This window comes from Streptomyces sp. NPDC050546, assembly GCF_044457425.1.
In the GTDB taxonomy this organism is placed as follows: Bacteria; Actinomycetota; Actinomycetes; order Streptomycetales; family Streptomycetaceae; genus Streptomyces.
In genome coordinates, this window is the sequence record NZ_JBITGX010000002.1 from 1 (window position 1) to 12,247 (window position 12,247).

The 12,247-nt window shown below is 73.0% G+C and carries 10 protein-coding genes; 6 read left to right on the forward strand and 4 right to left on the reverse strand.

Going from position 1 to position 12,247, the window contains the following annotated elements:
* The first annotated feature begins 227 nt into the window (after window positions 1–227).
* From ACIBK5_RS04775 to ACIBK5_RS04785, 3 genes are all read left to right on the forward strand, one after another.
* A complete protein-coding gene (locus ACIBK5_RS04775) occupies window positions 228–2,900 on the forward strand; it encodes a LuxR C-terminal-related transcriptional regulator (RefSeq protein WP_399016275.1) in 2,673 nt (890 codons plus the stop codon).
* Window positions 2,897–3,427 (forward strand): hypothetical protein, encoded by a 531-nt coding sequence (locus tag ACIBK5_RS04780; RefSeq protein ID WP_399016277.1) that lies wholly within the window; start codon window positions 2,897–2,899, stop codon window positions 3,425–3,427. Before ACIBK5_RS04775 ends, ACIBK5_RS04780 begins: the two co-directional genes overlap by 4 nt.
* A 124-nt stretch (window positions 3,428–3,551) precedes the next feature.
* Window positions 3,552–3,749 (forward strand): hypothetical protein, encoded by a 198-nt coding sequence (locus ACIBK5_RS04785; RefSeq protein WP_399016279.1) that lies wholly within the window; start codon window positions 3,552–3,554, stop codon window positions 3,747–3,749.
* Window positions 3,750–3,838: 89 nt separating this feature from the next.
* Here the strand turns inward: ACIBK5_RS04785 and ACIBK5_RS04790 are convergent, their stop codons facing one another.
* Window positions 3,839–5,245, reverse strand: coding sequence for a DUF2252 domain-containing protein (locus ACIBK5_RS04790; protein ID WP_399016282.1), 1,407 nt, complete (start codon window positions 5,243–5,245; stop codon window positions 3,839–3,841).
* Window positions 5,246–5,248: 3 nt separating this feature from the next.
* Window positions 5,249–5,857, reverse strand: a complete 609-nt coding sequence (locus ACIBK5_RS04795; protein ID WP_399016285.1) for a potassium channel family protein — start codon at window positions 5,855–5,857, stop codon at window positions 5,249–5,251.
* 262 nt (window positions 5,858–6,119) lie between these two features.
* Here ACIBK5_RS04795 and ACIBK5_RS04800 point away from each other — a divergent pair, with 262 nt between their 5' ends.
* Together ACIBK5_RS04800 and ACIBK5_RS04805 are read left to right on the forward strand one after the other, a co-directional pair.
* A complete protein-coding gene (locus ACIBK5_RS04800; RefSeq protein ID WP_399016288.1) occupies window positions 6,120–6,560 on the forward strand; it encodes an SHOCT domain-containing protein in 441 nt (146 codons plus the stop codon).
* Window positions 6,561–6,585: 25 nt separating this feature from the next.
* Complete coding sequence (locus tag ACIBK5_RS04805) at window positions 6,586–7,035, forward strand: hypothetical protein (protein ID WP_399016290.1); 450 nt, start codon at window positions 6,586–6,588, stop codon at window positions 7,033–7,035.
* A gap of 74 nt (window positions 7,036–7,109) precedes the next feature.
* On the opposite strand, the gene ACIBK5_RS04810 is transcribed toward ACIBK5_RS04805, so the two are convergent.
* Window positions 7,110–8,774 carry an ATP-binding cassette domain-containing protein gene (locus ACIBK5_RS04810; protein ID WP_399016292.1) on the reverse strand — a complete coding sequence of 555 codons (1,665 nt, stop codon included), beginning with the start codon at window positions 8,772–8,774 and terminating at the stop codon, window positions 7,110–7,112.
* A 234-nt stretch (window positions 8,775–9,008) separates the two neighbouring features.
* Window positions 9,009–11,054: a SpoIIE family protein phosphatase gene (locus ACIBK5_RS04815; RefSeq protein ID WP_399016295.1), complete on the reverse strand. Its 2,046-nt coding sequence runs from the start codon at window positions 11,052–11,054 to the stop codon at window positions 9,009–9,011.
* Between the two features lie 161 nt (window positions 11,055–11,215).
* Between ACIBK5_RS04815 and ACIBK5_RS04820 the strand changes: the two genes are divergently transcribed.
* Entirely contained in the window at window positions 11,216–12,046 is an 831-nt protein-coding gene (locus tag ACIBK5_RS04820; RefSeq protein ID WP_399016297.1) for an alpha/beta fold hydrolase, read from the forward strand.
* Window positions 12,047–12,247: the final 201 nt, after the last annotated feature.

The window sequence follows — 12,247 nt, forward strand, 5'->3', positions numbered from 1 at the left end:
AGCCGGCCCGTCAGCAACCGCAACCACAGCCGCACCCGCACCCGCACCCGCAGGTTCTGCCTCTCCTTCTGCCTCTGCCACCACGGGCTCAGGCGAGGGGCCCCCCCCCCCGCCGCCCCCCCCCCCCCCCCCCCCCCCCCCCCCCCCCCCCCGGGGGGTGAAGCTTGAGATCCTGGGTGGTACGAGCGCTGCTTGTGATCCGTCGGACGGCGAACAGGGTGGGCTCCATGGCCGTGACCGAGGAGACCGGTGCGGAACCGGCGTCCGCGGGCGTCGACCCCACGGGCGATCCGCTGCTGCGCACCCGGTTCGCCCTGCCGAAGCGGCCCGCCACGTTCGTACGCCGCGCCCGCCTGGTCCGGCACCTCGACCAGGCTCTCGGCACACCCCTGACGATGGTCAACGGGGCCGCCGGCGCCGGCAAGACCCTCCTGGTCGCCGACTGGGCCGCCGGCCTCGAGGAACCGGTCGCCTGGCTCACGGCCGACACCGCCGACCTGGCCCCCGGGATCTTCTGGGCCTATCTGCTGGAGGCACTGCGCGCCGCGGGTGTACCGGTGAGGGGCGATGTCGGCTGCCCGGCGGAGGCGGCCCATGTCGACCAGCGGACACTGACCCGCCTGGCCGCCGACCTGGAGCGCCGGGACCACACCACCGTCGTCGTACTCGACGAGTTCGACCGGGTGACCTCCCCCGAGATCGCGCGGCAGTTGCAGTTCGTCCTGCACCACGCCGGACGAGGGATGCGCCTGGTCCTCGTCTCCCGCACGGAACCCCTGCTGCCGCTGCACCGCTACCGGGCGTCGGGCGAGATCACGGAGATCCGGAACGCCGAGCTGGCCTTCACCTCCGAGGAGGCCCATGACCTGCTGTCGCGGCACGGGCTGCACCTGCGGGCCGGCGCCGTGCGGGCCCTGGTGGAGCGGACCCAGGGCTGGGCCGCGGGACTCCGGCTGTGCGCCCTGGCCGCCCGGCAGGGCACGGACCCCCACGCCTACCTGAAGCAGTTCGAAGCCGACCACAGCGCGGTCGCCGACTTCCTGCTGGCCGAGGTGCTCGACCGGCAGACACCCGGCACCCAGGACCTGCTGCTGCGCGTCAGCGTCCTGGACCGCTGCTGCCCCGACCTGGTGAACGCGCTGACGCTGCGCACCGACGCGGAGCCGATCCTGGCCGCGCTGCAGCGCGAGAACGCGTTCGTCCACTACCTCGGACACTCCTGGTACAGCCTGCACCCCCTGTTCGCGGAGATCCTCCGAGCCCACCTGAGGGAGCGCTTCCCCGGCCTGGAGCCGGAGCTGCGTGGCCGGGCCGCGCAGTGGCTGCGGCGATCCGGAGCCCTGCCCGACGCGCTCGTCCAGGGGGCCGCGGCGGACGACTGGGAGTTCACCGCCGGCATCCTGGTCGACGATCTCGCGATCGGGCAGCTCTTCACCGGGCTGCGCTGCGAGGAGCTGTCCGCCCTGTTCGCGGGGATGAGCCCCGAGGTCACCGGCCCGGCGCCCGACCTCGTGCGCGCCGCCCGCGAGCTGGGCCGGCGCGATCTCGAACACGGGCTGGCCCATCTGCGCCGGGCCGAGGAGGAACTGGGCCAGGACGGAGCCGGTGCCGCACCGGTGCGGCTCACCTGCGCCCTCCTGGAAGCCCTGGCGGCCCGGCTGACCGGCTCCCCGGACCGAGCGGAGCGCGCCGCCGAGCAGGCGAGGCTCCTCCAGCGGGAGGTCCCCGGGCAGCTCCTCGACGAGCACCCGGAACTCACCGCCCTCCTGCTCACCCATCTGGGCTCGGCCCGCCTGTGGGCCGGGCGCTTCGACGACGCCCGGACCGCCCTGTCGGCGGTGGCCGGATCCCCGGACGGAGCGGCCACGGCCCTGCCCCGGTGGGAGGCCCTCGGCCACCTGGCACTGATCGATTACCTCAACGGCCGGCCCGGCCCGGCGGAGCACAAGGCCCTTGCGGCGGCCGGCCAGGCGGAGCGCTACAGCCTCCCGCGGCGCTCCCGGTCCGGCATCGCCCCGCTGGTCCTGGCCGCCGTGGCCATCGACCGCGACGAACTCGACGAGGCGCAGGCGTTCCTCGACGAAGCGGCCGTCTCCCACTCGCTCGTCGAGGACCCCGTGGTGGAGGCCGGACGCACCCTCACCCGGGGGCGGCTGCTCCTGGCCCGAGGGGACGCCCGGGCCGCGCTGGCGGCGGCGGACGCGACCGTCCCGGCGGCCGTGAGCTCACCCTGGGCGGAGGACCACGCCGCCCTGCTCGCCTCCGCCGCCCACCTGGCCCAGGGACATCCCGAGCCCGCCCGGCAGGCCGTGGAGAGGGTGGCGCACCACCACAGCGCGTGCGCGGTCGAGGCGGCCCGTGTCCGGCTCGCGGCGGGCCACCCCGAAGGCGCGCTCGACCTGCTCGACAGCCTGCCGGAGAACGACCGGCCGGGCCCGGCCGTCACCGTCCGCGCCACGCTGGTACGCGCCCGGGCCGCCCTCGACACCGGGGACCCCACGACCGCCCGTCGCCTGGTCGCCCGGGCCCTCCTGGACGGCCGGCGCGAGCAGCTGCGTCGCCCGTTCCTCGAAGCCGGCCCCTGGATCCGTCCGCTGCTGAGCACCGGCCGGCCGCGGGAACTGGCATCCGGCTGGCTTCTGCCGGGCCCCGGCCGGTACCGCGCCCCCGGGCCCGCCGCACCGGACGGGCCCCCGGAGCTCGCCGTCGAGGAGCTGAGCGCCCGCGAGCGTGACGTGCTGCGGCGCGTGGCCGAGATGATGTCGACGGAGGAGATCGCCGCCGACCTCCACGTGTCCGTGAACACCGTGAAGACCCACCTCAAGAGCATCTACCGCAAGCTCGCCGTCACCCGGCGCGGCGACGCCGTCCGCCGGGCGCGCGAACGGCGGCTCCTGTGAGAGGGACCCCGACCACGGCCGGTGGAGCCGCGCGGCGGGCAAGCGGCGCCGAGCGGCGGTCCCGGGCCGACTACACCGGCGGCATCTACGGCTCCATGCTCGCCGCCTCCGTGGTGATCGGCGTCGGAACCCTGGGTTCGCTGCCACGGGTGGAACTCGTGGTGCTGCTGCTGATGACCGGTGCGGTGTTCTGGCTCGCGCACGTGCACGCGCAGCTGTTCGGCGCGCGCCTGGCGCAGGGGGCCGTGGGACGCCGGGCCGTGCTGCAGGTGTGCCGCGAGGAGTGGCCGATCCTGGAGGCCGCCGTTCCGTCTGCCGCCGCCGTGGCGATCAGCGCGCTGCTGCCCCTGGACATGCCGGGCACCCTGTGGCTGGCGCTCTCCGTGGCGGTGGCGGGGCAGGTCGGCTGGTCGATGGCCGCCGCGGCCCGGGCCGGCGCGTCCCGGAGGCAGATGGCCGTCTCCGCCGCGGTGAACCTGCTGCTCGGTCTGCTGATCATCCTTCTCAAGATCGTCCTGAAGGAATGAGGAGCGGGTGAGGACGGGCACAGGTTCACCTGCGCCGGGTGAGGGCGGACGGCGTGCCGGGGCGGACCATCGCAAGGGAAGGGCGTGCACGGCCCGCCCCACGCCGCCCGCGGGAGAGCAGCTCATGCGCTACGAGATCCGCGTCGACGGACATATGTCGGAGACGCTGGCCAAGGTCTTCCCGGAGCTGGATCACGTGGTGATGTCCGGTCAGACGGTCCTGTTCGGCTCCGTCATCGACGAGGCCCATCTCTACGGGCTGCTCAGCCGCTTCCAGTCGCTGGGCCTCCGGGTCGTGGAGATGCGCCAGCTGCCGGAGTGAGCGGGCCGGTGCCGGGCGGGGGTCAGCCGGTGCCGGGCGGGCTCAGCCGATGCCGGGCGGGCGGGGCTCAGCAGATGCCGGGGCGGGGGTCACAGGACCGCCGTGGGAATCCTCCCGGAGCGTGCGGCCGCGCCCAGCGCCGCGAAATCGCGCTCGTTCTGATCGGCGTACGACTGGGCGAAGACGGCGAGCGCGCGGTCGAACCGGTCGCTGCCGCCCAGGTACGCCGCGATGGCGACGGCGTCGCCCGAGCGGGCGTGGGCCCGCGCCAGGCTCGCCCCGCACAGCCGCGCGAACAGGCGGAGCATGGCCGGGTCCATGGTGTCCGCACGCGCGATGCCCTTCCAGTCCCGCAGCTGGCGTACGTAGAAGTCCCGCTCGTGTCCGTCGAGGCCGAGGGCGTGCGTCCAGCCCAGGAGGATGTCACTGGTCGTCTGGATCAGCCGCTGTCCCGCCACCACGCGGCGGCCCTGGTTGTCGTAGCTGTCCCCGCCGGTGTGGGCGGCGAGCACCGAATGCTGTGCCTCCTTGGCCTGGAGGAGCAGGGGATCGTCGTCGTCCCGGCCGAGCAGCAGCACGATCCAGCAGCGGGTGCCGACACTGCCGACCCCCACCACCTTGCGGGCGATGTCCACCAGGCGGTAGCGGCGCAACAGGTGCCTGCGCTCGGACGACAGACTGCCCGCGTACCCCTCCAGGACGGTGAGCAGCTCCTTCTCCTGGTCGGGCGAGGAGTCGGAGACCAGATCCCGCAGCGGGGTGATCAGCGGTGGGTCCGGTGTGATCCGCCGCCCCTCGTCCGTGGTCCCGGTGAGCTTCGCGAAGGCCTGGAGGCCGGTGCGGGTGCGGGCCTTCGCCGTGGCCTCGGCGGTGCGGCGCCTGGCCTCCTTGGTCATCGACGCGGCCATCAGCTCCCGCATGTGGTCGGCGTCGTCCTGCGCGTACCAGATGTCCAGGTTGCGCATGCCGGCGAACTCCCGCATCCGCTGCCGGTAGGCGCGCACGCATGTCTCCACCGCGCCGTTCTGCTCCGCGGTGTCGAAGCCGTTGGCCCGGCCCGCGATGGCGAAACTGGCCGCCAGCCGCTTGACGTCCCACTCGAACGGCCCGGCCAGGGTCTCGTCGAAGTCGTTGATGTCGAACACCAGATGGCGCTCCGGCGAGGCCAGCAACCGGAAGTTCAGCAGATGGGCGTCCCCGCACAGCTGCACCCACAGCCCGGTGTCCGCGGCCGCCCCGAGATCGCCGGCCATGATCGCCGCGGCGCCCCGGTAGAAGCGGAACGGGGACTCGAGCATGCGGCCGTAGCGGACCGGCACCAACTCCTGTACCCGGGTGGCCGACTGGCGCTCCACCACCTCGACCGGGTCGGGCCGCTCCGGCCCCGCCTCGAACCGGCCGTGGGACGAGCGCGGCACCCGCCGCCGCACGCCCCGGCCCGACTCCGCCCGCTCCGCCGGGGACAGGAACGTAGTGGTGGGGCTCGATACGGTCATGGTTCAGCCCTCCCGCCGTGAGGAGAAGTCCTCCGCCGGATCGTGGCCCCGCCTGCGCAGACCGGCCTGCACCGCGCCGGCGAGGATCCGTGCCGCCACGCCCACCAGCAGCAGCCCGCCGACCATCTGAAGCATCGTCAGGACCCGCCCCGTCTGGGAACGGGCGGTGATGTCGCCGTACCCGACGGTGGTGAACGTGGTGAGTGTGAAGTACAGGGAGTCCGTCTTGGTCAGCGGCTCGCTGAAGGAACCCGGGTTGGAGTGCTCCAGCAGGAAGTAGGTGCCCGCGAAGAGCAGGAGGAACAGGACGAGTGTGGCGGCCAGGGCCTCGACGGCCTTCAGCCGGGGGAACGGCGAGTGGGCGATGGCCTGCACCTCCCACCAGAAGACCAGGACGACCAGCAGCAGGCCGCAGGCGAGCAGCACAGAGGTGCCGGTGCCGGTGCTGCGGCCGTCCAGGGGCAGCACGTAGTAGACGGTGACGAGCCCGGTCGCGATGAGCGCCGCGCGCACCAGGACGGCGGATTTCGCGTGCTGCCTCGGTCCCTCTCGCGGCTCCCGCTCCTGCCGGGGCCGGGCGGACTCGGTCCGGGCGGTGGCTGGATCGTTCATCTCGGTCTCTCTCGGTCCGGTCGGGTGCCCTCTCCACCTCACCGCCACGGCGCCGGGAACGGATCACCCGGCGCGGGTGACCCTGCGGCCGGCGGGGCGCGCGACGGCCGCAGCCGCGCTGCCGCTGCCGGCCGGACCGGTCCGGCCGGTGTCCGGCACGCTCACCCGTCCCGGGTGAGGCGGCCCCGTGCCGGACATGGGCACGCTGAGAACGGCACGGAACGGCTTGCCGGGCGACGTGCGCCCGGGACGGAGGACCGACATGAGTGCGCAGACTTACCTGGCCTACGACTTTCCGTTGCTGAGCGCCTTCTGGGCGATGCTGTGGTTCTTCCTGTGGATCATGTGGTTCGTGCTGCTCTTCCGGGTCGTCTTCGACATCTTCCGTGACGACGATCTGAGCGGTTGGGCCAAGACCGGCTGGCTGGTGTTCTGCATCGTCCTGCCGTTCCTCGGCGTGTTCGTCTACGTCGTCGCACGCGGCAAGAACATGGGCCGCCGGGAAGTGTCCCAGGCCCGCGCGCAGCAGGAGGCCTTCGACAGCTACATAAGGGAGACCGCCAAGGGCGGCGAAGGACGGGGGAGCAGCGTCGACGAACTCGCCAGGCTGTCCGAGATCCGCGCCCGCGGCGACATCACGGACGACGAGTTCCGCAGGGCGAAAGAGCTGGTCCTGAGCGGCTCCGGCCCGTCGGAACCCTAGCCCCCGACAGAAACGAGGCAGCAGGATGACCGCCACACACCCTACGCACGCGCGCTCGACGGCGAAACGCGAATGGGCCGTCGGTCTGATGGTCTTCGCCGCCGTCATGCTCATGATCGGTGGGATCCTGGGCATCATGCGTGGCATCGCGGCGATCGCCGAGGACGAGGTGTTCCTCTCGACCCCCAACTACGTCTTCGCGTTCGACCTCACGAGCTGGGGCTGGATCCACCTGGTCCTGGGCGCGGTCGCCGTGCTCGTCAGCATGGGGCTGTTCCAGGCGTCGACGTGGGCACGCGTCGCCGGCGTGGGCATCGCCGGACTCATCATCATCGCCAACTTCCTCTCCCTGCCGGCCTACCCGGTCTGGTCGGTCGTGATGATCGCCATCTCCGGGTTCATCATCTGGGCCCTGTGCACGGTGAAGAAGGACGACGCCTGGGAGCCGTTCGAAGAGACCCCGAGCAATCCGTGAGATCCCTCCCGGTGCTCCGGGCAGGCGGCTGAGCCCGCCCGGAGCCCCAGGCCGTGCCGGTCCGGGCGCGGCCGTCAGCGTGTCGTCGTGCCCACCCCCGTCTCCGCCGACCGCCGCTGCGACAGCGCGACGCGCGGCCACGTGGCGATGTCACGCCGCAACTGGCGGTCGTGTGTGGCCAGGACCACGGCCGCCTCCGTGGTGTGCAGCGCTTCGGTGAGTTCGTCGACCAGGGCGATGGACAGATGGTTGGTGGGCTCGTCCAGCAGCAGGACGTGCGGTCGGGCGGCCAGGGCCAGGGCCAGGTCGAGACGCCGCTGCTGACCCATCGACAGCTCGGCCACCGGCTTGTCGGTGTCGCGTGAGGTGAGCAGGCCCAGTGAGCCGAGCCCCACCACCTCGCCCTCCTTCAGCACGCCGGCCGTGACGAGTTCGGCGGTGTGCGCCTCGTAGAGGTCACGCGCCCGCCGGTGTGTCGCCCGCGGCGACTCCTGCCCGAGCAGCCGCAGCCGCACCTTGCGCGCCCGGTGCACCCGGCCCGAGCCGGGGGCCAGCCGCCCGGCCAGGACGGACAGCAGCGTGGACTTGCCCGCCCCGTTCGGGCCGGTGACGGCCAGCCGGTCGCCGGACGCCACCGACAGGCTGGTCGAGTCGTGCAGCCGCCCGCCGACCGTCACCTCCTCCACCCGCAGCAGGACGACACCCGGCCGGGCGGGCAGCTCGGGCAGCGAGAGACGCTGGGGCGGCACCGGCGCGGTCACCTTGTGCCGGTCCAGATCGTCCTGGCGCCGGTGGACGGAACGCACCAGCGCACCGGCCCGGGTGGCGCGCTGGTGCTTGCCGGTGCCCTTGTCCGGGCGCCAGCCGGTGCTCAGCCGGTTCTGTGCCTCGGACAGGGCCTGCTTCAGACGGACGTGTTCGGTCCGCTGCTGCTCGTACTCCTCCTCCCAGCGGACCAGTTCGGCCTCCCGTCCCTCGCGATAGCCGGTGTAGCCGCCGCCGTACACGCCCGGCCGGCCGTCGCGGGTGGGGTCGAGATCGAGGATCGTGGTGGCCACGTCAGCGAGGAGCGCCCGGTCGTGGCTGACCAGCACGACGCCGCCGGCATGGGCGCGCAGCCTGGCGGTGAGGTACTCGAGCCCCGCCAGGTCCAGGTGGTTGGTGGGCTCGTCCAGGAGCAGGAAGTCGTACTCGGCACCCAGCAGACAGGCCAGCCGGATCCGGTAGCGCTGGCCGACCGACAGCGTGGCCAGCGCACGGGCCCGGTCGCTCACCGCACCGAGTCCGTCCAGGGCGACGTCCACCCGCCGGTCGGCGTCCCAGGCGTCCAGCGCCTGCGCCACCTCCAGGGCGTCGGCGTAGGCCTGTTCGGCCCCGGGACGTTCCGCCGCGAGCGCGTCCGCCGCGGCGTCCAGTTCCCGCAGGGCCGCGCGGGCGTCGGCCAGGTGGTCGTCGATGAAGTCGCCGACCGTGCGCTCGTCCCCGGCCGGCATCTCCTGCTCGGCCAGGGCGAGGGTGCCCACGCGGTGCACGGTCCCCTCGTCCGGGGCCAGGAGCCCGGCCAGCACGTGCAGCAGGGTCGACTTGCCGCGGCCGTTCTCGCCGACGACGCCCCAGCGCGACCTGGGGGAGACCTTCATGTCGACGTCGTGCAGCACGGTGCGGCCACCGCGGTCGACGCGGATGGAGGCGCAGGTCAGCTGGGCCCGGTCGCGGGCAGGCAGAACAAGGTTGGTCACGTTCTCTTCCTCCGTGAGGAGGCACACTTCACCCCCGGTTGGAGCGGGGATGCGAGCGGGCCATCGGATCCGACGGACGGCCGGGCCCAGCACAGGGCGGGCCGTGGGAGACGTCGCGGCTCCCGGCGCCTCGGCCCGTGTTCGACACGGCGTGCGAGGGCGGAGCCGGAGGCCCGGATCAGAGGTAGAGAACGTAACTCACACAAATATGCTAACAGTTGCCGCCGCGAGTGCTCAGACGCGCGTGCGGACCAGCAGCAGCGCCACGTCGTCGTCGGGCTCCGGGCTCAGCGCGCTGAGGAGGCTGTCGCTGGTCCGTTGCAGGTTCGGGCCCGCGTTCCGCAGGAGGTGGGTCAGCGTGCTGAGCCCGGTGTCGATCGGCTCCCCGCGGTTCTCGACCAGTCCGTCCGTGTACAGGGCGAGCAGCGAGCCCGGGGGAAGCTCCACCTCCACGGTGCCGAACTCCACGCCCCCCACCCCGAGCGGTACACCGCCGGGCACGTCGACGAGCTTCGCGCTGCCGTCCGCCCCGGCGAGCACGGGCGGCAGGTGCCCCGCGCTGGACAGGGCGCAGGTGCCGCGTCCCAGGTCGCACACGGCGTACACGCAGGTGGCGATCGCGTCGCCGAGCGAGCCGGCGATGTCGTCGAGGTGCCGCAGCAGCTCGGCGGGCGGCAGGTCCAGCCGGGCCAGCGCCCGCGTCGCCGTGCTCAGCTGCCCCATGATCGCCGCGGCCTGGACGCCCTTGCCCATGACGTCCCCGACGACGAGCGCGGTGCGCCCCGGGCCCAGCGGCAGCACGTCGTACCAGTCGCCGCCGACCTCGCTGAGGGCCGGACGGTAGCGGGCGGCGATGTCGAGCCCCTCCTGCTCGGCGGGCGCGGCGGGAAGCAGGCTGCGCTGGAGGGTGAGGGCGGTGCCGCGCTCGCGTCCGTAGAGGCGGGCGTTGTCGATGCAGATGGCGGCGCGCGCGGCGAGCTCCGAGGCGAGCACCCGGTCCCGGTCGTCGAAGGGGCGTTCGTCGACCGTGCGGTACAGGGTGAGCGTGCCGAGCACCTTGCCGCGGGCCATCAGCGGCACCGCCATGTAGGAGTGCGCGCCGGCCTCGCGCAGGGTCTGCGCGGCCCGCCCGTCCCGGGCGATGCGCCGCATCATCTTCGCGTCCACGCGCTCCACCAGGACGGGACGGGCACTGCGGACGCACTGCGTGATGATCCGTGACGAACCGTAGGTGGCGAGCTCGCCGACCGGGTCGGCGGCGTGGATGGCGTCGGTGGGGTAGCCGGCGGCGACGGCCAGCGCTCTGAACTCGGCGGGGGCGCCGCCCGACACCGGCGCGATGGTGCCGTGGGCCACGACGGACTCCAGCACGTCCACGGCGGCCAGGTCCGCGAGCTGCGACACCACCACGTCGGCCAGTTCCCGGGCGGTCTGCTGGAGGTCGAGCGTGGTGCCGATCCGCACCCCGGCGTCGGCGATCACCGACAGATGCCGGCGGGCCTGGGCGACCTCGGCCGCGGCCTGCTGGCGCTCGGTGACGTCCAGAACGGCCATCGCGAGGCCCAGCACCCGCCCGTCGGTGTCCTCGATGCGGTGGTACGACTCCGAGTACGCGCGGTCCTGGACGTCCGCCGCCGTACGGCCGATGGTCTGCTGGTCGAGCAGGGGTCTGCCGGTCTCCAGGACGTGCCGCATCCGGGCCTCGATGGCCGCCACGTCGAGGTCCGGCAGCACCTCGCCGACCCGGCGCCCCAGCACGGCCTCCTCGGGCACGCCGTTCATCCGCTCCAGCGCGGGATTGACCCCGACCCAGCGCAGGTCGTTGTCGAAGACGGCGATGCCGAGCGGGGTCTGGTTGACGAGGCTGTGCGAGAGGGCGAGGTCCCGCTCCACGATCCGTACGGTCGTCGCGTCCGTGGCGAGGCCCAGCAGATGGGGCTGCCCGTCGGGGTCGAGGAGACGCATCGTGCGGAACTCCACGGCCCGGTCCGTGCCGTCCTTGTGCCGCAGCGGGAAGACACCGGCCCAGCGGGCACCCGAGCTGACCTGGGCGAACAGCTCCCTGCCCCGGGGCCGGTTCTCGGGCGCGACCAGGAGCGTGTCGGCGCGCTGGCGCAGGGCCTCCGCCGGGGTGTAGCCGAGCAACTGCTCGATCTCGGGGCTCCACAGGGCGATGTGCCCGCCCGAGTCCAGGACCACGGCCGCGACCTTCAGCAGGTCCAGCAGACCGCCGGGCGCGGCCGTGACGGCGTCGCGATCCGAGGTCGCATACCCGTTCATGCGAGCCGCTCCTTCCGGCGCGGCAAAAGGTCCGGCCAAGATCCGTTGCGCAGGCTGTCCGATGAGGTCACAGTACGGTCGGTGGAGCGACACTGTCGCGCCGAAATGACAAAAAATCGAGGGTCGGTACAAGGTTCGATCCGCTGAGAGGAAGTGCCGTCTTGGGTGACTGGTCGTTGCGGGAGAGTCTGGACACGGCGTCGGGCACCGTCCGCTGGGACCGGCTCGGCGATCCCGGCGGCGAGCCGGTCGTGCTGCTGCACGGGACGCCCTTCTCGTCGTACGTGTGGCACGAGATCGCCCCCGCTCTCGCGGCCGCCGGGCACCGGGTGCACGTGTGGGACATGGCGGGCTACGGCACGTCCGGCATGTACCCGGAGCAGGACGTCTCGCTGGGTGCCCAGGGCGAGGTCTTCACCGAGCTGCTGGCGCACTGGGACCTTCGGGAGCCGTCCGTCGTCGCGCACGACTTCGGCGGCTGTGTGGCCCTGCGCGCCCATCTGCTGCACGGGGCCCGCTACCGCAGGCTCGCGCTGGTCGACCCGGTGGCCCTGGAACCCTGGGGATCCCCCTTCTTCCGGCTGGTCGCCGGGCACAGCCACGTCTTCGAGCAGCTGCCCGCGCCGCTGCACGAGGCCCTGGTGCGGGAGTACGTGACGTCCGCGAGCCATCTCGGCCTGTGTCCCGCCGCGCTCGACGCGCTGGTCCGGCCGTGGACGGGGGAGCGGGGTCAGGCCGCCTTCTACCGCCAGATCGCGCAGGCCGACCAGCGCTACACCGACGACATCCAGCCGCTGTACCCCACGATCGACCTTCCTGTCACCGTGTGCTGGGGCACCGAGGACACCTGGATCCCCTTCGCCAAGGGCCAGGAACTGGCCAACCTGATCCCCGGCGCCCGGCTGGTGCCCGTCCCGGAGGCCGGCCACCTCGTGCCCCTGGACGCGCCCGCCCGGCTGACGAGCGCGCTGCTGGGCTTCCTCGGGGCCTGAACCATCAGGACCGCACAAAGTCCGACGCGGTCATTGCTTCGATTGTGTGCGAGTCCTAGGGTGTGCCTGCTCAGCAGTTGCTCCGTCACCGTCAGTTGACACGCATCCCAACAGAAACACCCACCGAGGGTGTGCAGTTGAGGATCGTGGCTGACGTGCCCTCAGTCCGTGCAGCACCGCATCTGTCGAACCGAGGAAGGC